We start from the raw sequence: 23,402 nt of genomic DNA, 5'->3' as shown, positions 1-23,402 counted from the left end.
CTCTACATTTAAACACCTCCAAATATGGCAATAATTATCTCCTTTTACATTTTATCATGATTTCTCTATATTTCTTATGATTTCTCCAACTATTGCATCCTTGCACAGAATGTATTTCGTGCAAGGATGCATCACCCAAAAAAGAAAAGACGCCTCAAATGAAGCACCTTATCAAATTCTTTACCGATGAAGGCAGCTTTCCCATTTAATAGAACTTCCTGCCCCGACTCGGGAAACTGAGTATGTGAAACTCGTACTGAATTTAATTATTTTCCAACTGCCTAAAATATCCCTTTAATTTTTCCGAAACTTCCGTATCCATGTTGATATACCTTTCCCAGGAACTACTACTCATACCATTTTGGACATTGAAGTGCACGATAACAGTATTGGTGTTATAGCTTGTTCTCGAATCATCCATATTGAATAACTCCGCAATCACTTCAGGCTCTTTAATTTCCACCTTCTTGGGGATTACTGCTTCACCTGAATTTCTTGCACTATTTGCTATCATCCTTTCTTCATAGTTTTCCAGCTCGACAGATTCGATGTCCTCCAAGAGCAGGGCAAATTGGTCGTAATATCCCTTTTCTTCAAGCCACTTTATCAGCAAAGTAAAACTGCTTTGAAGCATGATGTTTGTTGTTTTATCTTCATTGTCCAGCACGGAGATGTTGATATTTTCCTTCTTATTTGACGTCATTTCCTGATAGGACATTTTACTTATTTCATCTTTCAGGATTTCTGTAAATTCCTTAAGGTCCGTGCTGCCTGTGAGAATGAGCGGCTTTTTGCTGCTGCGATGATCGCTGAGTGTGATCAGTTTGATATCTTCCGGCTTTAGGCTCATTACCGGGTATCTCAAGCTTTTATACTCACCGGATTCATAAATCGGTTTTAACAAAGCAGCATCTTCCTGATCGGCTTCATTAACGTTGTATTGCCTGATGATATAGCCCCCGCTTTTCAGTGTATAAATAAGATAACGGGGTTGGCCTTCAGCCTTATTCCTTTCTTTTATCAAATAGTTGTGAAGCTCCGTCATTCTTGCAATATTTTCCTTGCTTACAAAGAATACAGGATTGTTATTTTCGAAGTAATACTTCCCGTACCGATATTCCAGGTATTCCGGCTTTTTTTCTTTTTCATAATAAGTCCACTCTTCGATGTTATACCCAATATAAACTTTGTCCACTTCCTCCGGGTTTGGTACACGGTTAACAAAGCCACCAACATCCAGAGAGATTGCTCCAAAAAGGATCAGAATCACAGCGGAATAGCATAAATAGCCCTTATAGGAATGCAAAACCTTAAAAGATTTATGAATCAAAATTTCGGCAATAAAGTACCCCAGGACCGAACCTAAAAAATAGCCAATCATCAGCAAAGGCAAAGACTGTCCGGCAAGACTGCTAAAATAGGACCCTCCAACAAGCATCAAACAGAAGGTTACCCCATATTTGAATACCGGGTATAAGGCGGGAAAAGCAATAATGTCTCCGGCCGTTTCGAGTTTTCTGTATTTGTAAACCAACCATCCCAAGCCCAAAAATAGCACTGCCGCTATCAGGTATACAATAAAGTAGCCGACAGTATGCACCGTATACGTTGTTCCCATCAGCCTCCCATTTAAAAGCAAGAATATCGGATAAGTATCCTCGAAAAACAGTGAGTAGGTGTTGGCGAATCCGTGCAATAATTGCCCTAAGCTGTAGGTAATCAAAGCATAAATTCCCACCGGCAGTACATGAAAGATATAAGTAAACACGATTTGGGCAATGGAAGATCCGGTGAACATGCCAACAAATACAGTTACACTATAAAACAAGACACTGAACAATACGTGTAATCCCAGCCACATTAATATCTTAGGCAGCGTATAATAACTTCCGAGTACCGTAACGTATTTTAACAGTATGAGAATGAAACAATTCAGCACTGCAGGCAGCAGTAAAAGAACGAGGCCTGAAAAACAGCGGCTGGCATAATGAGAACTCCTGTTATATGGCAAGCTGTGCATCATAACGGATGACTTGTCTGCCTGCAAGTATCTGAATATGAGCACTGCCAATAAAACCGGCACCGTACAGAGTAAAATATTCTGAAGCCCGTTTTCTGAAAGGCTTAACGTCCTGTCTACCGTATCTTGGAGCCATTGTGTATTGAAGATTTCTATTTTCAGCGTGTCCATCAGGTGCCTGAAAGGCATATCAATAAAAAGAGCCAGGGCATACAGGACGCTTAGCCACCAGTAACGTTTAAAATCACTTAAGATCAACGCTTTTTTAAATAAGGATATTTTGAATGTCATAGCCCATTCCTCCCAATTCATAAATAAAAATTTCTTCCAGCGTCAGGGGAAGTACATCCAAAATAACCGGATTCGCTGATTTTACTTTTTGCATTAATTCGTCCTTATCTCCTCTGGCAATAAGCAGCAGTATGCTTCCTGTCTGGGTCTTGTGCAAAATATGTGTATCTTCGAGGAATCCCTCCGGAATGCCATCAGAGAATGCAATCTGAAATTTGTGGATATCCGATTTCATGTCATCAAGTTCTCTCTCCACAACGATTTTTCCATTGTGAAGTATTCCGACGTGATCACAGACATCTTCCAGTTCTCTCAAATTGTGGGATGACACCAATACGGTTACCTCTCTTTCGGCGACATCCTGAAGTACAAGACTCCATACTTTTTTTCGCATGACAGGGTCAAGACCGTCGACGGGTTCATCAAGGACCATCACCCTGGGCATTGCGCAAATCCCCAGCCAGAAGGCCACCTGTTTCTGCATCCCTTTCGAGAGTTTGACAACCCTTCTCTTGCTGTCGATAGGAAATACCTGCTTTAATTGCTCATACCTGTTCCAATTCCATTGGGGATATATTTTTGCGTAAAACTTTGCTGTTTCATCGATGCTGTATTGAGAAAAGAAGTATAAATCGTCAGGTATGTAGACTATTTGAGCCTTAACCTCAGGATTTTCGTAGACCGGCTTATGGTCAATTGTCACTGTTCCTTGATCTTGGCGGTATAATCCGGTTAAATGCTTAATCAGCGTAGTTTTTCCGGCACCATTCGGCCCAAGCAGGCCATATACCGATGCTTTCCTGACATTAATACTTAAGTCATGCAAAACTTTATTTTTGCCAAAACCTTTCGTCAGATTTTTAACCTCAATCAATTTTTTCGCCCTCCTTCTTTGAATATATTGCTTCAATCCTGGAAATAAGCTGTTCTTTGGGTATATTCATATAGGCAAGCTCTGAGACAAGTTTATCTATCTCCAGCATCAAGTCACCCCTTCTTGCTTGATTGACTTTGTCATTAAAGGGTGTAACAAAGCTTCCTTTGGCACGGATGGCGTATATATATCCTTCCAGCTCCAGATCTTTGTAAGCTTTCTGAATGGTATTGGGGTTTATGGTGAGAGACTGGGCCATTTCACGAACAGACGGAACCCTTTCATTGGGTTTTAAGACGCCGCTGATGATAAGTGCTTTTAATTTTTCCTTAATCTGTTCATATAAAGGCCTATGATCCAAATAATCCAATTGAAACATCGTTACCTCCAACTGTATTATTTTATATAGTACAGTTAATACAGTGATTATATTATCTGATCCTCCATTTTTTGTCAATAGAGAAAAAAAAAGAAATCCAACTGTCCGGTGCAGCTGGATTTCTTCTTATTGAATAAAAGCCTCCAAGGCAAATCGGAATACGAAGATCAGCCAATTCGAACTTTGTCGGAATCAGTGCACCGATGCGTCTTGAAAACAGAAATTGGAGAAGCACCTTTCGGCACTTCTCCCGCTGGATTATTTCTTTTCCACCGCGACCCAGATTTCGCAGGTGTAGCCGGGGTCCGTCACATTGTCCGAGGGGTAAGCCTCAAAATCCGTACCGCCGCAGGGCTGATACTCACTGGTGGGGAAAAACTCGCTGTAGATCTGCTGATAAAGCTTCTGAAACGCCTCCGGCATCTTGCCGATGCAGGGAAACACCACATAAGTGTGAGCAGGAATATTCTCCACAGTCAAGCCGGTATCGCTGACAGGCATTCCGTTATAATGGACGCCGATGGCGTAGGGAAACTCCGTGTCACTGGCATCCTTGCCAAAGCTGGCGCCTACGATGCAGTTCGGAAAGATATTATCCTCTGGGATGTACTTGCACAGCGCAGGAATGGTGCCGTCCGTGCTGCTAGCCTGCCAGAAACGGGAGATTTCCTCCGTCGTTAGTTCCGCCTTGCAGGAGACCTGCTTTTTTTTGCAGATGATCTGAAATGCGTCCTTGGTCTCGATTCTGTAATTCATCGTGTTTCCTCCGTCTAAAATCAGTTTTACGGAAAGCGGAGAAAAGGATTTGAGCGCAGCGCCGCCCTGTTTCGCCTGCGAGGGTGATACCCCGTGGAATCGGGTGAAAGCACGGCTGAAACTCTCAGGCGTATCATACCCGTACTTGAACGCGGCGTCGATTACCCGGATGCCTGATGACGCAAGCTCGTTTCCTGCCAGAGAGAGGCGCCGCATCCGAATGTAGTCACCTAACGTGAAGCCACAAAGTATGCTGAAAACCCGCTGAAAATGAAAGCTGGACGAATAGGCCTGTTTCGCTGCTTCTTCATAGTCTATTGATTCCGTAATATGGGCTTCCACATAATCCACAGCTCTCTGTATACCTGTGATCCAATCCATCGCCTCGCTCCTTTCCGTATGAGTCCATGATAAAGGAAATTACACTATGTTTCATGACATTCCGTGCGGTTCGATGTTGACCCATGGCAGTGGGACCTTATCAAATTATAACCAGAATAAATATTGCGGCAATTTAGCGGCAATGATATAATTATATTATGCATGGGGAGGTAAGTTATATGTATAAACCACGTTTTACAATTACAAATACAATAGCTCAAAATCTAATGGAAATTCAAAAAGCGAGTATTCTTGTTGAAAACCTACCGCTTCCTTCTTCAATCCTTGACACCTTAAAAAAGGAGTCCAGAGAAGAAACAGTTATTTTATCAACTAAGCTTGAGGGTAATACCCTTGATGAGCAAGCTAAACGGGAAGCCCTCTATCTTCAGAATACATCGGGGGAACAACAAGAAGTTTACAACTTGATGAAAGCGATTGACTATTTAGATGAGTGCGAAGAAAGACAATTGCCCATTACTGAAGAATTTATTAAAAAGCTCCAGCAATCATCAGAGTTATTAACCACGGTCGTAGGCCTCGACTAAGTGAATACAGAACTGAACAAAATCAGGTCGGCAAACGTAATCAAACTAACTGGTATCTTCCCCCTGAGCCACAAGATGTTCCGATCCTAATAGAAGATCTTGTAGCTTGGATCAATTCGCCTAATACTCAATCAATTCCTTCGCCTATTAAAACCGGTATATTCATGTGGCAATTTCTGACTATACATCCTTATATGGATGGAAACGGAAGAACCGCTAGAATGATTGCAACCTATATTCTTAAGCTTGGTGGTTTGGGTTTAAAAGGACTTTTTGTTCTAGAATCTTTTTATGACCGCAATTTAAAGGAATACTACAAGAATTTACAAATGGGTTTACAGCACAATTATTATTACGGTAGAAACGATTGTGACATTACTCAGTGGCTTGAGTTTTTCATTTCCGGTTTATCTGAAGTCTTTGTTGAAGCAGCTAATCTGGTTGAAGAAAAAAGTCGAGAATATACTACGGTTGAACCAGAACTTATTAGAATACTAGACCCAAATCAAAGAATCGTTTTTACAAAGCTTGCTTTTCAAAACAATTGGGCGAGTACTTCTGATTTGAGGAAGTGGTTAAATCTCTCTGATAGAACAATTAGAGATAAGGTTAAGAAATGGATTGACAGCGGTTTCGTTATGCCACGAGATAGTGATGGCCAGCGTATTCGTTCTATAGTTTTAGCCCAAGAATATCAGTCTTTGGCTCAAGAAATCCGCTTAGAACCAGAAAGATACCGATATCTACTAAAATAGGCCAATGTCTGATAACGTTTAAGCATTCCCGCAGCGTCATACCGCTTTCATATTAGCAAAGTTGTGGGAATGCTGTGTTATATGATGTTCGGCCTCCCCAAATGTTTACTTAACCCTTCTGAAATTGTTTTACTATAAACCATGAACCGGTTGATATTAACGCAATGATCAAAATTACTATTGTAATTATCTTTAATTTATTGGAATTTCCTGAGTTTGAGTATGAATCTGACATTCCGTGTTCCGGGATTAGAATTGTCTGATTGTCAGAAATATATTTCTCCAATATAGAACGGTCATTAATCTGCGGGTTTACGATTGTAAATTCATTTAACACTGTTTGCCCATTTATTTGTTCACCTTGTTTCGGGGAATAGTAATTTACTTTCAAGACAACAATACCTTGTGGAGAAAGTGGCTCGAATATCCCTTCTCTATTTTGTAGAAAAATTAATACGGTTTTACCAAATTGATCAAGACGATAATCAATAGAACTTTGAGGAGATTTGTTTTTAGCACCAGGAGTAGTAACTGTAAACACTTCTGCTTTCTGATTCCCTTTAAGGTAATAATAGACCTTAACCTTCCAATGAGTAGCCCATGAGTCAGGCAAACCCTTTGTAGAAATTTTTTCTTCTCTATCAGGACCAATTATTTCACCAATTAATACAACATCAGATTTCTCAATTATTTCTTCTGTACTTAATGCAGCCCAAGATGCGTTAGCCTCTTTAGCCAGAACACCTGCTAATAAGAATAGTCCAACTAATAAGATGACAATACTCCTTTTCAAGGGTAACCTCCCCCTCTCTGCTCACTACCCGCGGGGATATATAACGCTTCACAATCATCTGGAAGTTCATCAAGATTCCAGAATGATTCTGGTCTTGGATTCATTTCTTTTAGATCCTTAACCTCAAGTTTAATAATTCCTGATAAATCAATTTCCGGTAACTCATAGTCAGATGCAACAAATGTAAATCTGCTCAAAATAATCACATCCCAATAGATTACATTCACAATCAAACTGCCGCCATGAATGGCGGCCTTTTGCATTGCATTGCGTAGAACGTTTCGAGAGCTGCCGAAGCGTAAAGTCGCGCGCCCCCAGATTCAGAGCCGACAGGACGTCAGCCCTTAGCTAAGGCAACATTCCATATATTTCTACTTGATAGTTTATCATAATTATACCTACATCACCATACATTGAAAAGGATCCGGCTGTTTGCTGGATCCTTTGGTGAATTCTCATTGGGAGTGATCTTATTATGGCGTAAAGTGAACTTTCTCCTGTTGGTGCAGGCTGGGACTATCAAAAAGCCCGGAAATAATTACATAGGCTAACACGCCCAGACCGGATATCCCCACTACTGTAAAAAACTCCACCGCTGAAATATGGTAAGCCCCTCTGCCCGGTATAACGACCAGCGGATGCTCCATCCCGGCGATCAGGATCCAGAGTTTTTCGGCAAGAACGCCAAAAACTGCTAAAAATGCGCTGACCTTCAAGCCAATCGGAGTCTGAACCTTGAAAAGCAGCGCCAGCGGAATAACCAGCCCGGCCAGGATATAGGCCCAAAAAGCAAGACTTGCTGAACCGGAAAGGAGACTTTGTAATTCCATACCCGTAGAAGCTTCAGAAGCGGCTGTCAAGGTAAGCAATTCGCTTAGCGTCAATAAGGCGGACGCCAGCAGCCCGATTATCAGATATTTGCGAACCTGGAAAACATTTTTCTCCTCTTTCAGTACAAACAGGGAAACAGCACATCCCGCAACGATCATACTGATAATAAATGCCGCCACCGTACCGCTTCCCCAAAAAGCATGCGCGCTGACTCTGGATAGCATCAACCCCTCAGTGATGATGAGAGTCAATGAAGCCAAAATACAGATGACATTAAAGACCAAGCCCGTTTTCCCCGATTTCGCTTTCAGCAAGCCAATGACGGCGACAACCAGGCATATCATTAAGGCCCAAAAATCCTGTGCCATTGATGAGGTGTATTCAAAACTGAAGATCATGCTGAAAATATGGCTTACATTGCCGATATCGATAACGATCAGAACGCCGGCGCTTACAAAGCTGGCCAGTGCAACACTAAAAAGTTTATACTGCTCCCTGTTATCAACCGTATCATCTCTGTTCAGCGCCATGAGCCCAGCCAGGGCTAAGGCTCCGGCTCCCGCTCCGGCGGCGGTAAAGAATCCGGCAATATACATTCCCCAAACGGCATCCTGGGTCAGGCCTGTAACGCCCAGTCCCCGGATTAATTGTAAGATCCATAAACCCATCCCCAGAAGGGTCAAAATCACCCCCAGGCTTAAAACAGGTTTAGAAGCGCCCTGAATAAAACGCGAATTCGTTTTCATGCTGTCCCTCCTATCTCGGCAAATAATAGACCGAAGGTTTTGTACCAACTTGCGGGTGCAGCGGCTGCCCGCTTTTCTGAGCGATCAGAATACTGACCTGGCTGACCGGATTATCCAAATCGCCGAAAATCCGAGCATGCGCTGGGCATGTCGCCACACAGGCGGGAAGCAATCCTTCGGCCAGACGTTCATAGCAAAATTCACACTTGGATACGACGCCTTTGGGGAATTTGGTTTGTTGTACTTTTTCCAGCGGGGTGGTCTCTTTCCCTGGGTAGTATGACTGTGCATCGCCAAACGAAAATTTTCTGGCGTTATAGGGGCAGGAGACCATACAGGCCCGGCAGCCGATGCATTTATCCTTTTTAATGTGTACAATTCCACTATCGTCCCGGTAGGAAGCGCCAGTCGGACAGGCTGATATACAAGGGGCGTTTTGGCAATGCATACATAAAACTGGGGTCGATTCGATATTTGAATTTGGGTATTTCCCCTTTTCTTCTACAAGTACCTGGGCCCAGGCAATGTCTTTGGGCGTAACATTATGGGTCTTACAAGCTACTGTACACGCCGTACAGCCAATACATCTCGCTAAATCAATAACCATTCCGTAGTGCATACTGCTCCTCCTCCCTACGCCTTACTAATTCGGATTAAAGGACTGATTTCAATGGCGCCTGTCACGGGGTCTATCGTATTCCAGGCAATCGGGATCAGCCTGTTCCATGATACCGGTGTCGTATGGTTTACCGGGTCCATGCCAAAGGCCTTCCGGTGATGACCTCCGGCTACACCTGCAGCGTCCGGATGAATGCTTTCAGATGTTTTCACCGGGACCGGACCAATCTTAACCCCATGCTGATTCTCAACAAAAACCATATCCCCGTCATTCAAACCCTTTTTTACTGCCGTTTCGGTATTGAGAATCAGTTTTCCATAGAATGGATTATGACTCGCAACCTCCTGCAAAACCGGATTACCCGTACTATTATTCACATCATGAAGAAACTGAGGGGTTCGCCAGCCGACAAGGTTCATATCGAAGCCATCTTTCCCATGCGGAAACTCCGTACCCTCAAACCAATGCGGAATCGGTTGATAAACTTCGCGAATGGTATTGTTGCCAGCCGGATGTTCAACGCCTGCTTTTTCAAGCATTTCCAGCATCTGAACCCGGGTTTTCTGCAGGAAGATATTATAGATCGGCAGTTTAATCTTCTTATCCGGCGCATAGTAATATTGATATATTTCATGCTCCGCCAAAGACGGGGGCACAATCTGCCCTAATTCGGCCACCTTGTTGAAATCCCATTCTGCTCCGTATTTTCCTTTGATCCAGGCATCATAAACAACCTGGATTTTGTTGGTCATCGGTGGAATATCACCTTTGATCCCATTCATTCCCTTGGCCATGCCATTGGTTGGCGGCAGCGTGCCAATTCTTGCCGCCAGGTCTATCAGGATCTCATCGCCATGTCGCCCGTTATAAAGAGGCTTCACCAGTGCTTTGCGTGCTCCCATGGGCCCATACATATCCCGCTGGGTGGAGGGCCTTTCAAATATGCGTTCATAGCAGAAGACCGTCTCGAAATGGTTGGCTTCCGGCAGGATAATATCCGCAAAATGAGCGTGTTCATCCAACACGGTGGCAATCGCCGCCGCAAATTCCAGAGAAGCCAGACCCTGGGATATTTCTTCTATACTGCCGCCTTTAGAGAACAGATTGCCACCATAAAACAAACCGACTTTGGGCGCATAGTCCAGCCAGTATTTCTTTGGATCCTTGATGGTATTGGTATACTGGTATCCCACATCATGGGCCAGCGGAATCAAGTTGGACATATCCAGCGTTGTAGGGGGGAACTTAATCTTGTTGCCAACTGCGCCCAGATGATATATCTGCGGTTGACCATCCTCATCCTTGGCATATCTGAAGTTATTAAAACCAAGGCTACCTCCCGGAACATCAAAGGCCCCCAGAAGGATATTAATCGTCATCGCCGTATAATAGGCAACATGTCCAAACTGATGATTGGTAAGCCCTTTGTAAATACTGATGCAGGCAGGTCTATAAGGCAGGGTAATTCCATCAATGCTAATCGTACTGCCAATACACGCTTCTTTAACCAGCTCGCCGGCCAGGTACCTGATTTTAGCCGCCGGGATGGTGGTGATTTTCTCCTGCCATTCCGGCGTATAGTCTTTAATCTTATCTTTGATCAGAGAAAAGGCCGTCTGAGCCGGGACACCGCTAATCTCAAAACTTCCTTCCAGCGCCAGGTCTCCTATTGTCTCGTCATCAAACTCTTTGGGTTTATTGGCTGCCGCATCCCAAACCAAAGGTTTGCCGCTCGTGGCGTGGCGTACATAAAAACCGTCTTTCCCAATAAGATAGGAGGCATTGGTCCTGTTTTTCACAAATTCCACATCAAACGTTTTAATTTCGTGTAAGATGACATATTCGAGTGACAAGACGAATGCGAGTTCGGTTTGCGGCCGGATGGGAACCCATTCGCTGCTGCTGAACAATGTGGAGTTGCGGGGATCAACCTTAATGATCCGCGTTCCCCGGTCGACCACACTGTCGACATCCCCCTGAGTTTCTCCGTCTGCAGAACCGTTGTTTAATTGCCCTCGGCCAATATCAATTTTAAACTTGCAATATTTGGGGTCCGCGCACTCCACAAAGGAACCATGAAGGATCTCTGATCCGGAATGTCCCGAGCAAAAGCAACCCGGAGAAAAAATGATATTCGGCGTACCAAGCGCCGTGGCAAAAGGCCTCATATAAAGAGAGTGATAAGCGCCAAAACCTGAAAACATGGCAAATAAACGGGGATCCTTACTTTTTGCTTCCTTAATCTTACTTGCCGTTATGCTTAATGCCTCTTCCCAGGTGATTTCCACCCAACCCGGATCCACATCCAGCCCTTTTTTCGGGTTTGTCCGCTTAAGCGGTGTTTTTGTCCGCCAGGGATTGTAAAGGTTCATCACTTGCGCCTGTCCCCTGGAACACAAATTTCCTTTGTTATAAAGCCCTTCGGGGTGTCCTTCAACATTTAGAAGGACTCCGTCTTTGATTTTATATCTGGTCCGGCATTTTTTATAAAGGCAGCCGTCACAGAACCCATTCACATATTCCGTGCCATTGGCTTGCTCAGCTGAATCCGTACCGGCAAAAACGGCAGCGGATTGATAGGCTAATCCGCCTCCCATGGCAACAAGCGCCATAACCCCGGCAGACCCTTTTAAAAAACTTCTGCGCGTTAAGCCCTTTCCACCGCCCGTCTTGTTCTGATCCATTATTCATTCTCCCCTTCCTGGAACTTGTTGACTTAATTCAGATATGTGCTGCATTCATACTCTTTAAGCTCCTGTATAAACGTTGGCAAATAATTAAGAAGTCCCCGATAAAAATCTGTCCGGGCAAAACCTTTAGCCTCGCGACTGAACAATAAAACCCATTGACCCACATGTTCTGAAATGAATTTTATCGTGCGTTCCTTAAATCTTTGGACTTCTTCGAGATTTCCTTCTTGTATCCGTTTAAGTTCTTCACAACACAAAAAATGCAAATAAGCCATTTGAACACCGATGTAGTCCGGCCGGGAGCATTGACCTTTGGCACACAAGCCCAGTGAGGAATATTCTTTGGTCATGTCAAGAAATACTTTGACGTGATTCTCCTGACTGTTATCTCCCCTATATAAAGCTTCATAAGGCGGTGGCGGACTATACCCCGGTGCCACACCCCTAAAAATCCTGGTCCAATCCACTGCTAAATCCTGAGATACTTCTCCTGCTGTTTGTGTTTTCGTATTTTCGAGATAATTAAGCATCAACCCGGCCCCTTCATCAATCCTATCTTCAGTGTCCGGGAAAGGCATGATTTCCTGGATCCGGCTGCTGCTTTCACGTAAATGGACAATAAGTTCTTCTGTAGGTCTTTCATTCAGCAATAACGATAAAAAATTACAGCTCTCTGTAAAGAATTTTAATTCCTGCTGATAAGTAACTGACGCATTCACACTCTCACCTCCTCTCAAAAAAACGTTTATACAGATTAATTGAACGTTCAACTATATTAATATATCAACCAACAATCATTTGTCAAGACAATTAATAAAATGGCTTTAAACAAGGATAAAATCAACTTTATTGTATTTAAATAAATAATAGTTTCTCTTTCAACAATATTTTGGTGTTTGATTTTTTTGCTTTGCGAATTAACTTATCTAACATAAAAGCAGGAGTGTTGCCTGGCTGTGGCCTAGCAACACTCCTGCTTTAAACATCTTGAGTTTTACGGCTTATTTCATTTAATTATTCACCTGATCCGCCTCATATGCTTCGACAGATACGATCATTCTGTCTAAAATATTACAGAACAAGGTAATTTCCTCCGGTTCGAATCCCTTCGAGATGATACTCACCCATTCCGCAGTAGCATCCTTTAAAACCGGTATCATCTCCTGCCCTTTTTGGGTGAGACCCAGGAGGTGAACTCTGTTGTCCTGGGTATCCCGTACCATGTAGATATGACCTTTATGCAAAAGTTTCTTTACTATTTTTGACAACGTTGTTTTATCCATAACAATATTCGTAGATATTTGATCCTGGCTCAATTCTCTGTAATAGCTCAGCTGAAGAAGAACCGCCATCTCACTGGTCCCTAAGCAATATTCCTTCAATTTTTTAGCAAAAAAATCCCGGTCCATGCGGTAGAGAACCGCAATTCTGCTCCCCGGCGAACGATATGGGCTTGATTTGTATATACAATCTTCCATTTTCATTACCTCAATAATTTTAAATTATTTAGTTATAACGCAAAATTAGTTGAAAAGCTCAACTAACTAGTATATCAGTAAATATGTGTTTGTCAACTTATGTCATTAAATAGCCAATCACCATACCGGTCCATTTCCAGGAAAGCACGTTTCACGGCTTTACCTGTCTCTTGATCGAACTGAAAGCAGAAGCCCGGCCAAGCGAACCGGGTTTCTGCTTATAAACAAGAATATCATTAACCTATCATATCCTATGCCTTGTCCGGGATTTTTGTTACATATAAAAAACAGAGACTGACCGATTCCAAGTATGAAAGCGGAACTCTGATCTTACCTGTTTTTCTCCGAGCGTGCGAAAAAAAATGTACCAATGATCAGGCAAACCACCGTCAACACTGCAATCGCGATAAAGTTCACCACCGGATTAAACAAGACAACACTGCCGTATTCCGGCGTTCCTGCGTAGACCACCGCCCGTGCCAGGTCAAGGCAGTAGGTCATTGGCATGGCATGGCTTAAGGCATAGAGGACACCACTGGAGTGGTTGATCGGGATAATCGCGCCGGAAAGGAACATCTGCGGCATGGTGATAAGCATCACGGCAATATTCGCCGTCCTACTGCTTTTGACAAGCCCGATAATGATCATGGCCAGCGCGCCCCCCGAAAGGCACATCAGCGGCGACAGCGCTAGAATTAGCAGCAGCTGCCCGGGACTTAGGGTAATTCCCATGATCAGCCCAACGATCAAGGTGCCGGCCATACTGACGATTGCTCCAAAGGAAGAGCCGAAAATCTTACCGATCACGATCGCATACCGGGAAACGGGAGAGACCAGTATTTCTTGGGTAAAGTCCGTGGTACGGTCTTCGACCAGCGACGTCATCCCCGTAGTTGTGACCATAAAGAGCATATTGACCAGCATCCCGACCATCATAAACTTATTGTAGTCAAAACCGAGCCCGCCCGCCATATTCTGGGCAAGGCTGCCGCCCAGCATCCCCATCATCATCAGGGGCATCACCAAGCTCATGATGAGAGAGCCGGGAGACCGGAGCGCGATGGTAATGTCCCGCGCGGCGATCGTAAGCACGGCATTGATTTCACGTCTGGATCGGGACTTTTCTTTTCCTCTTGACCAGGCAGTTTCATTTATGGCAGTTTCATTCATGGTAATCTCACTCATGCTGCTGCGCCTCCCGTCTTGTTCAGATATTCCACATAAGCGTCTTCCAGCGTCGGCTCATTGATTTTCAGCAGCGTCAGCTTGGTATTCAGCCGGGCGATAATTTCCTGTGCCGTTTTGTCCTGATAAGGGACGATGATATGCGCGTCCTTTTTATGGAACAAACCCAGTTCCGAAAGCTCTCCAGTCAAGCCCTCCCGATCGTCGGCGTCCAGGACGAGTTCCTGGCGTAACAGGCTTTTTTTCATTTCTTCCGGCGAACAGCAGCTGGCGACCCGTCCCTGATTCACAATGCATACTTTGTCCACGTTCTCGGCCTCGTCGATGTAATGCGTGGTCAGGAACACTGTGGTGCCGTGTTCCTTGCGGACAGTGTTGATGTATTCCCACAAGCTTCTGCGGCTTACGGCATCCAGTCCCTGCGTCGGTTCATCCAGAAACAGCACCGACGGCGTATGCATCAGGCTGCGGATAATTTCCAGCTTGCGCTGCATACCGCCCGACATCTTTTTGACAGGCTTAAACAAAGCATCCTGAATACCGACGATTTCAGCCAGTCCCATTACGCGGTCTTTGTATGCGGAGGGCATGAGTTGAAACGTTGGCCGGTAGCTGAACATCCCGTACAGGCAGGCGTGAAAACGGATATTTTCTTCCGCCGAGAGCTGCAGGTCAAGGCTGGGCTGCTGAAAAATAATTCCGACCTTCTCGCGCACCTGCCTCGCCTCCTTCTCCACGTCATAGCCCGCGATCGTGACGATGCCGGAAGTCTTGGAAAGCGTGGTGGTCAGAATGGAAATGGTGGTTGTCTTCCCGGCGCCGTTCGGGCCGAGAAAGGCAAAAAATTCCCCCTCGTTCACCGCAAAGCTCACACCTTTCACTGCGGGCGTTTTGGCTTTATCGTATTGTTTGACCAGTTCTTCTACATAAATCATAGCCATAAAAATAACCTCCTGTTTTTTTACTACGGTGACAGTTTACCGCTGTAAAGTAAACGGAGGTTAAATGGAATTTAAACGAAATGTAAACTGAATGTTCAAACATCAAACATATATAATATTGTTTAAGCTTTGGGCAGGTCTGTGTGTCACAATACTGCTTTTCGGCTGATTGCGTCCTCCTGACGCAAACAGCCGCGCTACGCAATCCTACTCCGCTTGCCGCAGTACTTGTGACCCACAGACTAATTTTAAGCTTTGAGCTGTTTTGCATGTCATGTAGTTATTGATAATACGTTCTACTAGATAGAAGTTCACCGAAAATCAGTGGGAAAAATGGCGTGGCAGCGTGATCGTAAACGTTGTGCCTTTCCCGATCGCGCTTTCCGTCGTAATATGCCCGCCATGCAGTTCCACGATTTTCTTGGCGAGCGAAAGTCCGAGGCCGTTACCGCCAAGCGCGCGCTCGCGGGCCTTGTCTACCTTATAAAAACGCTCGAAGATATGGATCTGGTCCTCCGAAGCGATCCCGATACCGGTATCGGCAATCAGACAGCACACATCTGTCTGATCCGCTTGCAAAACAACCCGGATCACACCGCCCTCCGGTGTAAACTTCACGGCATTGTGCAGCAGATTCACCCAAACCTGGGACAGGAGTCCTTCATCTCCTTGGATCATTACTTTTTCCAGATCCGCCTCCATGGCGATATTCTTGGCGCACCACTGTGGTTCCAGCATCAGGGCGACATCTGCCAGCTGCTTGTCGAGCCGGTATTCTTTAAAGGATAAAGGCTCGACGCCGGTTTCCAGTACCGACAGTTTCAAGAGGTTGTCGCTTAAGGCGGACAGCCGTTTGCTTTCAGCTTCAATGATGCCCAGATAGTGATTCCGCTGGGCATCTGTCAGGGTGTCGTTTTTTAATAAGGCAGCAAATCCACTGATGGAAGTCAGTGGCGATTGGATCTCATGGGAGATATTGGAGATGAAGTCCTGCCGCAGCTGTTCCATCGAACCAAGTTCTTTCGCAATTTTATTGATCCCCTCCGCAATATCATCGTAAATAAATGCATCCTGTGTATCGATAAAAACATCAAAATCCCCCTGGGCGATCCGGGTCATGGCGTTCAGCAATTGATCATGTATAGCTCGATGCTGCCGGATGCTATGGGTACGCCTGATCGTGATCCATCTGAAAATAAAGGCCGCACCGATAAATAAAATCATCCCCGTGAGGCTGGCAATAAGCGACACCCAGAATTGCGACGGCGTACCGGTCCACCGGTAAATCAGCGATACAAGGCCATACCCTGCAGAAAAAAAGCAGCCAAAAGCAAGGATGAACGAGATTAAGGCAATTGCTGCCGGCGGGCGTTTCGGGCGTTTCGGCTGTTTCATCCAATCACCTCCAGCCTGTAGCCAAGTCCGCGCACGGTCGTGATCTTAAAGCCGGACTGGTTCTCCGGGAAACGGTCACGCAGGCGGTTCACATGGACGTCCAGGGTCCGTTCGTTCCCCTCAAAATCAACGCCCCAGATATCCTCAATCAGCTGATTGCGGGAAAATGTTTTGCCGGGAAAGCTTGCCAACTTGAAAAGCAGTTCAAATTCTTTCATGGGAATATTCTCGTGCCCGCCGTTTAATGTGATGCTGTAGCTGTTCTTGTCGATCAGGACATTGCCAATCTGAATCACTTGGGAAGCCTCAATTTTATAACGCCGCAGCAGCGCCTGAACCCGAACGATCAGCTCATCTCCCTCAAAAGGCTTGGTCAGATAATCATCAGCGCCAAGTCCGAAGCCTTTGACCTTGCTCGCCAGCTCCCCTTTCGCCGTTAGCATCAAGACCGGCATATTTTCGTAATAGCGCCGCAAATGACGGCAGAGCTCAAAGCCGTCCATGTTCGGCATCATGATGTCGACGATGGCCAGATCCGGGTTATCGTTTAGGATTTTTTGCAGTGCGTCACGCCCGTCTGCCGCTGCGCAGGCTTCAAAGCCGTTGTTTTGAAGCAGGGCCAGTACAAGCTCACGGATGTTCGGGTCGTCGTCCACAATCATTATTTTACTCATATTTATCACCAATTCCGCTCATTTTTCCCCTTGATATATTGCCCATTGGATCAAATCATTCTCATTTTGTCATTGTAACACATCAATGTAAACGGAGATTAAACGAGGATGTGTGCCGACGGCTCATTAAAGCACAAACCGCTGCTTTTTTAACGGTTACGATCGCATAAATCAGCTGCAGGTTGGTCTTTTTATGGTGTTTCTATCCCGTACAGTTCTTCCGCCGCAAGCTGCATTTCACCGGTTTTATCTTTTTCCAGACGCATCGTTTACTCCTCAATCTCCGCTAAGATTTGCGGGAACATGGCAATACTTCGTTTCAGGATTCCCTGCATATAAGCGATCAGGATACCGTAATTGGTCATAGGCACCTGCTGGTCCTCAGCGCATTTCTGGCGGTATTTCATTTCTCTTTTGTTCAGCATGCATCCGCCGCAGTGGATAATTAAACGGTAGGCGGACAAGTCGTCAGGGAATTCCGAACCGGATGTAAACGCAAAGCGGATCTGCTTCTGGGTGTCGTTTTTGATCCATCTGGGCAGCTTTACGGTTCCGATGTCATCACACTGCCTGTGGTGGGAACACCCCTCCGAAATGAGAACGGTATCGCCGTCCTTCAACGAATCCAGCACTTTTGCGCCCTTTACAGCCATCTCCAGGCTGCCCTTATATCTGGCGAAAAGGATTGAAAATGAAGTCAAAAAAATATCCTTGGGCGTATCCGCGGCTGCCTTGGCGAAAACCTGGCTGTCCGTGATCACAAGCCTCGGCTTTTTGCCCAGATTCTCCAGTGTTTCCCGGAATTCAAATTCTTTCACCACAATCGCCGTTGCATCCGCTTCCAGAATGTCCCGGATCGTTTGCTGCTGCGGCAGGATCAGACGGCCCTTCGGTGCAGCCTTGTCAATCGGCGTGACAAGCACGACAAAATCCCCAGGATGAATGAGGTCGCCCACTATTTTAAGTTTCGGCTCCTCTGTGACAGCCAAAGCGGCTATTTTCTCCTTCAGGGTTTGGATGTTCCAGCCGGTTTTGGCGCTGACATAGATTTCACGGTCGTTTCCGGCCGGTACCTGCCCCAGGAAATCGGCTTTGTTGTAGACAACGACATAATGGATTCCCTTCTCGCCAAGCAGCCTGACCAGTTCTTCATCTTCAGCGCTCTTTCCATACGCCGCATCGATCACCAATAGGGCGATATCGGTTTTATTCAATACCTGCCGGCTTTTTTTGACACGCAGTTCTCCCAAAGCACCCGTATCATCAATCCCGGGCGTATCGATGATCACGACGGGGCCTAACGGAAGCAGCTCCATCGCTTTGTATACGGGATCGGTGGTCGTCCCCTTCACGTCCGAGACAATGGTCAGATCCTGACCCGTGACGGCATTGACAAGACTTGATTTACCTGCATTTCTTTTTCCGAAGAACCCAATATGGACACGGTTGGCGGAGGGGGTGTCATTCAGTCCCATTGCTTTTTACCTCCTTACAATCTGAAATCACGGCGGCCGTTGACGATATGATGGAGATTCTGCCGGACAATATCTTTCACTCTTTCACTGGGGATATCCCGGATTCCTTGGGCAAGGACAGCCTCCCCTGCTGATTTCGTGGCAGATGAAGCATAATCCTCCAGATATTCCTTTAAGGTCATCAGCGCATTGGGGTGGCAGCAATTCTGGATCTGTCCGCTTTTGCACAGACTCATAAACCTGTCGCCGGTCCGTCCTTCCCTATAGCAGGCGGTACAAAAGCTTGGAATGTATCCCAATTCCATCAGCCACCTGACGATTTCATCCAGGGTCCTCCTGTCGCTTATGTCAAATTGAGCGGTATTTTCATTTTCTGCTTCAGGTTGGTGATAACCGCCGACACTTGTCTTGGAACCGCCGCTGATTTGAGAAACCCCAAGATGCAGGACACGCTCGCGGCAAGCCTTACTTTCCCGCGTTGAGACAATCATGCCTGTGTAGGGCACGGCAATCCGGATGCAGGCTACCAATTTGGCAAACAGGCCGTCATCGATGCCATGACTGAAAGCCGACGGGTCAATATCATCCGCAGGGCATATCCTCGGAACACTGATGGTATGGGGGCCTACGCCGAATACAGTTTCAAGGTGCTCGGCATGCATCAGTAATGCTGCAAATTCATAGCGGTACATCTCCAATCCAAACAATACGCCCAATCCGACATCGTCGATACCGCCAAGCATCGCTCTGTCCATGGCTTCCGTGTGATAGGCATAATGATGCTTCGGCCCTGTGGGATGCAGTTTTTCATAACTTTCCTTATGGTAGGTTTCCTGGAATAGGATATAGGTGCCGATCCCTGCCTCTTTCAGCTTCTTATAATTTTCAACCGTGGTTGCGGCGATATTGACATTGGCCCGCCGGATCGCGCCGTTTTGATGCTTGACACTGTAAATGGTAGCGATGGATTCCAGAATATATTCAAGCGGATTATGGACCGGATCTTCACCGGCTTCAATCGCGATCCGTTTATGGCCCATGTCCTGAAGCGCGGTCACTTCGCGGCGGATTTCCTCCTGGGTCATTTTCTTGCGGAGGATGTGTTTGTTCTTCGCGTGATACGGACAATAAACGCAGCCGTTGACACAGTAATTGGACAGGTAGAGCGGCGCAAACAAAACAATCCGGTTCCCGTAAAAATCTTTTTTGATCTGCTCGGCGAGGGCATAGATTTCCTGGTTTTTTTCCTCAATCTCACAATCCAGCAGCACGGCGGCTTCCCGATGCGAAAGTCCCTGGCGAAGTTTTGCCTTTTCGATAATGCTGTCAATCAGGCCGGCATTGTTTTTGTTCTTTGCCGCATACGCCAGGGTATCCAGAATTTCCTGATGCGAGATAAATTCTTCTGCTTTGGCTGATGCTACATTGTACATACGGGTACTCCCTTCTTAATCGGGTCAGATACTTCTTTCCCTTCAGTAATGGAATCCTCTTATTAACATTATGAAATTAACTTAAACCATCGATCGATGGTCCCCGCGGGAAACCGGCAGCTGACAGCCGATGCTTTCCATCCTTTTTTGCAGGCAGGAGCGGCATTCCGCAGCTTCGTCCCCCGTGCAGATCTTGTTATCGTAGAGCAAATATTTATTCCGTACCTCCACCGGAGACAGGTTGGGCATTACGACGTTGGCACCGGCCAGAATACCAAGTTCCCTCCCTTGCGGGTGGATCGTACCGAGAGCGGTCGTCGCCGGTAGTAAAACGCTCGGCAGCATCAATCGGATCAAGCCAAGCAAAAATAAAGTCAGCTCCAGCGTTCCAGATTCCTGGTCTGCAAACGGCGTTTCGTGATGGGGGATAAAGGGGCCGATCCCGACCATATGCGGATTCAGTTCCTTGATCAATAACAAATCCTCCACCAGCGCTTCCGTGGTCTGAAACGGAGAACCGACCATCACTCCGCATCCGACCTGATAGCCGATCTCTTTCAAGTCATAGAGACACTGCTTTCTGTTTTTGAGGGACATGACAGCCGGATGAAGCCTTCCATAGTGTTCGGCGTCGGCTGTTTCATGGCGAAGCAGGTAGCGGTCGGCACCCGCTTCATAAAACGCTTGATAGGTTTCATAGCTTTTTTCCCCGATGGAAAGCGTCAGCGCGCAGTCAGGATGATTTTTCTTAATGGATTGGATGATTTCGATTATTTTTTTATCGGTAAAATACCCGTCTTCACCTCCCTGCAGCACGAAGGTGCGATAACCAAGCGCATACCCGGCAGCGCAGCAATCCAGTATTTGTTTCTTTGACAAGCGGTAGCGCTCCGCCTTCCCGTTGCTTTTACGGATCCCGCAGTAGTAGCAATCGTTTTTGCAATAATTGGTGAACTCGATCAGTCCCCGCAGATAGACATCGTGACCGTAGTTTTGCATCTTTACCGTTCTGGCCTTGGCAAACAGATATTCAGCAAGCCCGGCATCTCGATGCTGATCTATCAGTACCCTGTATTCTTCCGGTGCAAGCACGCACGTTTCCTGAAGTTTATCTATCAGCTGTTTCATCGGCGGCCTCATTTTCCTTTTTAACGGTTACCTTGGAAAATGCCGCTTTGGAACTAACCCCCGGCAGTTTTCCGAGCTTCCCGGAAAGGGCGCTGATCACATCCTGCGGGGCATCCACTGCAATGCTGATGATGCTAATGCTTTTTTCACGGTACGGCAGGCCCATTCTGCCAATAATATACTGCCCATAATCATGCAAAATCGCATTGAGTTTCTCGGTCGACCCGGTATCTTCCACAATGATTCCGATTATCGCTACTCTGGACTCCATACATTAACCCCCTCATATCAAAAAATGCGCCTGGAAAGGCGCAATTAATCAAAAAATAATGATAAATATTGCTGTGCCTTTCGCCTTATACGATGTATTTAGCGTCAGTAACAATACGGTTTCCTGCTTTGTCAAAAGAAATTCTTGTGACGCAGCCACTTTTAATGTATTCCATCCGCGCTTATTTGTCAATCCCCACCAACGTACGCTACTTCACAAGTCCAATTAAATTTCCGTACCCTTCCCGCTCCATATTTTCTTTGGGCACGAACCGCAGCGAGGCGCTGTTGAATGCGTATACTCGAAAATAAGCAGGAATCCAGCTATTCTGCACAGCCGGATTCCTGCTTATGATTGATACGACTACCAATGACCTATATGACCCAATATTATTATATGACTTGTCTGTCATAAGTGTTCAAATTTTACATAGGGTAAGCGCTTTGCCTTTAAGGTTACAAACCTTTTATCACGATTCTCAGGCTTATCCCATATGATGTGAATAAAGTACAGGAAAGACGGTATCAATATGAGTGATTTGCTGACAGAGCGTACACCGCCTGTGATAGCGGCTGAAATCAATATAATCAAACAACAAACCAATAAAATTCTGCTGGCCAGCGCCGTCGAAGTAGGAAAACGTCTGAAGGAAGCCAAAGCGCTGCTGCCTCATGGGGAGTGGGGCAAATGGCTGGAGGAATCGGTAAGTTATTCTCAAAGAACTGCAGAAAAACTGATGCAAGTCTTCGATGAATATGGGATTAAACTGCTCGTCTCATCCGAAGATGACGGTAGTTCAAATTCGCCGCCGATGGCGAATTTAACCTACACCCAGGCCCTCATCCTTCTTGGGCTCCCGGTAGAGGAACGGGATGCGTTTATCGCTGAGAATGATGCAGGCAGCATGAGCAGTCGGCAGCTGCAGCAGGCGATATATGTGAAGAACCAGGAGCTTGCCGGGGAAGAAGACGAAGACCTGCAGAAAGTCTTTGCTGAGCAAAAAGATAAAATCTCCAAATTATCAGATGAGCGCGATCGGGCGAAAAAAGAAGCCACGGATAACCTGCAAGCCGTATGGGCCGAGCAGGGAAATGTTTTGAAGCTGCAGCGGAAGCTTGACGTCCTGGAAAATGAAAATACGGCAGCTAAACGCATCGCCGAGATAGAATACGAAAGTAAGCTCTTAAAGCTCAACCTCTCCATGAGCCAGGCAGATGCCCGCTTTGAGCTGATAGCCAAAGGACTCGATGATCTTTTTATCGCCATCAAAGAAATGGCCGCAGCAGACCCGGATGCTTGCAAATTATATATCACTTATGCCAATCAGTTAATGTCTAAAGCGATGAACAAGTTAAAGCGCATAGAGAAAACGACCATGGCAGTTCCGAAAGCTCCGGAAAATCCTGAAAAAGATTAATCTCTTTGCCTGAACGCCTGGAAAACAAGGGGCATATACTAAAAAGGACATGCTTTTCGGACAAGCAGAAAACCAGGAAAAGAGGTAAGCTTATGACATTAGTGGTAAACACATTGGACTCCGTGCTGGCAACCCGCTATCAGACAGGGACTACTGCCGGCGGCGGCCCGGTTCTCAAGCAAAAAAGCCTGACCGGCGTTAAAGCAACGGCAACTGATCAGGACGTATACGATGTGGCTGTCGCTTTATCAAGCCTGGTGGATTATCCATTGGCAGATATCCGCCGCCTGAATATTTTCGAGTTGGCCGATGAGTAAACCGG

23 protein-coding genes are annotated in these 23,402 nt (G+C 45.9%); 4 read left to right on the top strand and 19 right to left on the bottom strand.

Annotated features, from left to right (window positions below; genetic code table 11):
* Positions 1 to 262: 262 nt before the first annotated feature.
* The 4 genes from DEHRE_RS03525 to DEHRE_RS03505 form a co-directional block, all read right to left on the bottom strand.
* Positions 263 to 2,311, bottom strand: a complete 2,049-nt coding sequence (locus DEHRE_RS03525) for a DUF6449 domain-containing protein (protein ID WP_019226231.1) — start codon at positions 2,309 to 2,311, stop codon at positions 263 to 265.
* A complete protein-coding gene (locus tag DEHRE_RS03520) occupies positions 2,286 to 3,185 on the bottom strand; it encodes an ABC transporter ATP-binding protein (RefSeq protein WP_019226232.1) in 900 nt (299 codons plus the stop codon). Before DEHRE_RS03520 ends, DEHRE_RS03525 begins: the two co-directional genes overlap by 26 nt.
* Positions 3,178 to 3,564, bottom strand: a complete 387-nt coding sequence (locus DEHRE_RS03515) for a GntR family transcriptional regulator (RefSeq protein WP_019226233.1) — start codon at positions 3,562 to 3,564, stop codon at positions 3,178 to 3,180. Before DEHRE_RS03515 ends, DEHRE_RS03520 begins: the two co-directional genes overlap by 8 nt.
* Before the next feature lie 258 nt (positions 3,565 to 3,822).
* A complete protein-coding gene (locus DEHRE_RS03505; protein ID WP_019226235.1) occupies positions 3,823 to 4,701 on the bottom strand; it encodes an AraC family transcriptional regulator in 879 nt (292 codons plus the stop codon).
* Positions 4,702 to 4,880: 179 nt separating this feature from the next.
* On the opposite strand from DEHRE_RS03505, the gene DEHRE_RS15075 reads away from it, so the two are divergent.
* Both DEHRE_RS15075 and DEHRE_RS03500 read left to right on the top strand, forming a co-directional pair.
* Positions 4,881 to 5,249: a hypothetical protein gene (locus DEHRE_RS15075; protein WP_199269248.1), complete on the top strand. Its 369-nt coding sequence runs from the start codon at positions 4,881 to 4,883 to the stop codon at positions 5,247 to 5,249.
* Positions 5,210 to 6,004, top strand: a complete 795-nt coding sequence (locus DEHRE_RS03500; protein ID WP_199269255.1) for a Fic family protein — start codon at positions 5,210 to 5,212, stop codon at positions 6,002 to 6,004. Before DEHRE_RS15075 ends, DEHRE_RS03500 begins: the two co-directional genes overlap by 40 nt.
* Before the next feature lie 109 nt (positions 6,005 to 6,113).
* On the opposite strand, the gene DEHRE_RS03495 is transcribed toward DEHRE_RS03500, so the two are convergent.
* From DEHRE_RS03495 to DEHRE_RS03425, 15 genes are all read right to left on the bottom strand, one after another.
* Positions 6,114 to 6,797, bottom strand: a complete 684-nt coding sequence (locus tag DEHRE_RS03495; protein WP_019226236.1) for a hypothetical protein — start codon at positions 6,795 to 6,797, stop codon at positions 6,114 to 6,116.
* On the bottom strand, positions 6,794 to 7,024 hold the full coding sequence (locus tag DEHRE_RS03490; RefSeq protein ID WP_141690650.1) for a hypothetical protein: 231 nt from the start codon (positions 7,022 to 7,024) through the stop codon (positions 6,794 to 6,796). Before DEHRE_RS03490 ends, DEHRE_RS03495 begins: the two co-directional genes overlap by 4 nt.
* A 246-nt stretch (positions 7,025 to 7,270) precedes the next feature.
* Entirely contained in the window at positions 7,271 to 8,374 is a 1,104-nt protein-coding gene (gene nrfD, locus DEHRE_RS03485) for an NrfD/PsrC family molybdoenzyme membrane anchor subunit (protein ID WP_019226238.1), read from the bottom strand.
* Between the two features lie 10 nt (positions 8,375 to 8,384).
* On the bottom strand, positions 8,385 to 8,993 hold the full coding sequence (locus DEHRE_RS03480) for a 4Fe-4S dicluster domain-containing protein (protein WP_019226239.1): 609 nt from the start codon (positions 8,991 to 8,993) through the stop codon (positions 8,385 to 8,387).
* Positions 8,994 to 9,007: 14 nt separating this feature from the next.
* Entirely contained in the window at positions 9,008 to 11,677 is a 2,670-nt protein-coding gene (locus DEHRE_RS03475) for a molybdopterin-dependent oxidoreductase (RefSeq protein ID WP_019226240.1), read from the bottom strand.
* 32 nt (positions 11,678 to 11,709) lie between these two features.
* On the bottom strand, positions 11,710 to 12,402 hold the full coding sequence (locus DEHRE_RS03470) for a TorD/DmsD family molecular chaperone (protein WP_019226241.1): 693 nt from the start codon (positions 12,400 to 12,402) through the stop codon (positions 11,710 to 11,712).
* A gap of 291 nt (positions 12,403 to 12,693) precedes the next feature.
* Entirely contained in the window at positions 12,694 to 13,161 is a 468-nt protein-coding gene (locus DEHRE_RS03465; RefSeq protein ID WP_019226242.1) for a MarR family winged helix-turn-helix transcriptional regulator, read from the bottom strand.
* A 330-nt stretch (positions 13,162 to 13,491) separates the two neighbouring features.
* Positions 13,492 to 14,346, bottom strand: a complete 855-nt coding sequence (locus tag DEHRE_RS03460) for an ABC transporter permease (RefSeq protein ID WP_019226243.1) — start codon at positions 14,344 to 14,346, stop codon at positions 13,492 to 13,494.
* A complete protein-coding gene (locus DEHRE_RS03455; RefSeq protein WP_019226244.1) occupies positions 14,343 to 15,287 on the bottom strand; it encodes an ATP-binding cassette domain-containing protein in 945 nt (314 codons plus the stop codon). The genes DEHRE_RS03460 and DEHRE_RS03455 overlap by 4 nt, the downstream gene beginning before the upstream one ends.
* A 321-nt stretch (positions 15,288 to 15,608) precedes the next feature.
* Positions 15,609 to 16,682: a sensor histidine kinase gene (locus DEHRE_RS03450; RefSeq protein WP_019226245.1), complete on the bottom strand. Its 1,074-nt coding sequence runs from the start codon at positions 16,680 to 16,682 to the stop codon at positions 15,609 to 15,611.
* Positions 16,679 to 17,356: a response regulator transcription factor gene (locus DEHRE_RS03445; RefSeq protein WP_019226246.1), complete on the bottom strand. Its 678-nt coding sequence runs from the start codon at positions 17,354 to 17,356 to the stop codon at positions 16,679 to 16,681. Before DEHRE_RS03445 ends, DEHRE_RS03450 begins: the two co-directional genes overlap by 4 nt.
* Before the next feature lie 269 nt (positions 17,357 to 17,625).
* Positions 17,626 to 18,831: a [FeFe] hydrogenase H-cluster maturation GTPase HydF gene (hydF, locus tag DEHRE_RS03440; RefSeq protein WP_019226247.1), complete on the bottom strand. Its 1,206-nt coding sequence runs from the start codon at positions 18,829 to 18,831 to the stop codon at positions 17,626 to 17,628.
* Positions 18,832 to 18,845: 14 nt separating this feature from the next.
* Positions 18,846 to 20,264 (bottom strand): [FeFe] hydrogenase H-cluster radical SAM maturase HydG, encoded by a 1,419-nt coding sequence (gene hydG, locus DEHRE_RS03435; RefSeq protein WP_019226248.1) that lies wholly within the window; start codon positions 20,262 to 20,264, stop codon positions 18,846 to 18,848.
* Between the two features lie 81 nt (positions 20,265 to 20,345).
* On the bottom strand, positions 20,346 to 21,392 hold the full coding sequence (gene hydE, locus DEHRE_RS03430; protein ID WP_019226249.1) for a [FeFe] hydrogenase H-cluster radical SAM maturase HydE: 1,047 nt from the start codon (positions 21,390 to 21,392) through the stop codon (positions 20,346 to 20,348).
* Positions 21,373 to 21,663, bottom strand: a complete 291-nt coding sequence (locus tag DEHRE_RS03425; protein WP_019226250.1) for a TM1266 family iron-only hydrogenase system putative regulator — start codon at positions 21,661 to 21,663, stop codon at positions 21,373 to 21,375. Before DEHRE_RS03425 ends, hydE begins: the two co-directional genes overlap by 20 nt.
* A 529-nt stretch (positions 21,664 to 22,192) precedes the next feature.
* On the opposite strand from DEHRE_RS03425, the gene DEHRE_RS03420 reads away from it, so the two are divergent.
* Positions 22,193 to 23,080 carry a DUF3102 domain-containing protein gene (locus DEHRE_RS03420; protein WP_019226251.1) on the top strand — a complete coding sequence of 296 codons (888 nt, stop codon included), beginning with the start codon at positions 22,193 to 22,195 and terminating at the stop codon, positions 23,078 to 23,080.
* A 92-nt stretch (positions 23,081 to 23,172) separates the two neighbouring features.
* Entirely contained in the window at positions 23,173 to 23,397 is a 225-nt protein-coding gene (locus DEHRE_RS03415) for a DUF1659 domain-containing protein (protein WP_019226252.1), read from the top strand.
* Positions 23,398 to 23,402: the final 5 nt, after the last annotated feature.

This window comes from Dehalobacter restrictus DSM 9455 (genome assembly GCF_000512895.1).
Lineage (GTDB): Bacteria > Bacillota > Desulfitobacteriia > Desulfitobacteriales > Syntrophobotulaceae > Dehalobacter > Dehalobacter restrictus.
Note: the sequence above shows the minus strand (reverse complement) of the source record. Positions and strands in the feature narration are given on the sequence as shown.

Excerpts from the sequence above, each read along its gene's own strand:
- nrfD (WP_019226238.1), bottom strand. The coding sequence starts at position 8,374 with ATGAAAACGAATTCGCGTTTTATTCAGGGCGCTTCTAAACCTGTTTTA.
- hydG (WP_019226248.1), bottom strand. The coding sequence starts at position 20,264 with ATGTACAATGTAGCATCAGCCAAAGCAGAAGAATTTATCTCGCATCAG.
- DEHRE_RS03445 (WP_019226246.1), bottom strand. The coding sequence starts at position 17,356 with ATGAGTAAAATAATGATTGTGGACGACGACCCGAACATCCGTGAGCTT.
- DEHRE_RS03460 (WP_019226243.1), bottom strand. The coding sequence starts at position 14,346 with ATGAGTGAGATTACCATGAATGAAACTGCCATAAATGAAACTGCCTGG.
- hydE (WP_019226249.1), bottom strand. The coding sequence starts at position 21,392 with ATGAAACAGCTGATAGATAAACTTCAGGAAACGTGCGTGCTTGCACCG.
- DEHRE_RS03525 (WP_019226231.1), bottom strand. The coding sequence starts at position 2,311 with ATGACATTCAAAATATCCTTATTTAAAAAAGCGTTGATCTTAAGTGAT.
- DEHRE_RS03425 (WP_019226250.1), bottom strand. The coding sequence starts at position 21,663 with ATGGAGTCCAGAGTAGCGATAATCGGAATCATTGTGGAAGATACCGGG.
- DEHRE_RS03505 (WP_019226235.1), bottom strand. The coding sequence starts at position 4,701 with ATGGATTGGATCACAGGTATACAGAGAGCTGTGGATTATGTGGAAGCC.
- DEHRE_RS03415 (WP_019226252.1), top strand. The coding sequence starts at position 23,173 with ATGACATTAGTGGTAAACACATTGGACTCCGTGCTGGCAACCCGCTAT.
- DEHRE_RS03465 (WP_019226242.1), bottom strand. The coding sequence starts at position 13,161 with ATGGAAGATTGTATATACAAATCAAGCCCATATCGTTCGCCGGGGAGC.
- DEHRE_RS03480 (WP_019226239.1), bottom strand. The coding sequence starts at position 8,993 with ATGCACTACGGAATGGTTATTGATTTAGCGAGATGTATTGGCTGTACG.
- DEHRE_RS03450 (WP_019226245.1), bottom strand. The coding sequence starts at position 16,682 with ATGAAACAGCCGAAACGCCCGAAACGCCCGCCGGCAGCAATTGCCTTA.
- DEHRE_RS03515 (WP_019226233.1), bottom strand. The coding sequence starts at position 3,564 with ATGTTTCAATTGGATTATTTGGATCATAGGCCTTTATATGAACAGATT.
- DEHRE_RS03475 (WP_019226240.1), bottom strand. The coding sequence starts at position 11,677 with ATGGATCAGAACAAGACGGGCGGTGGAAAGGGCTTAACGCGCAGAAGT.
- DEHRE_RS03420 (WP_019226251.1), top strand. The coding sequence starts at position 22,193 with ATGAGTGATTTGCTGACAGAGCGTACACCGCCTGTGATAGCGGCTGAA.
- DEHRE_RS15075 (WP_199269248.1), top strand. The coding sequence starts at position 4,881 with ATGTATAAACCACGTTTTACAATTACAAATACAATAGCTCAAAATCTA.
- hydF (WP_019226247.1), bottom strand. The coding sequence starts at position 18,831 with ATGGGACTGAATGACACCCCCTCCGCCAACCGTGTCCATATTGGGTTC.
- DEHRE_RS03455 (WP_019226244.1), bottom strand. The coding sequence starts at position 15,287 with ATGGCTATGATTTATGTAGAAGAACTGGTCAAACAATACGATAAAGCC.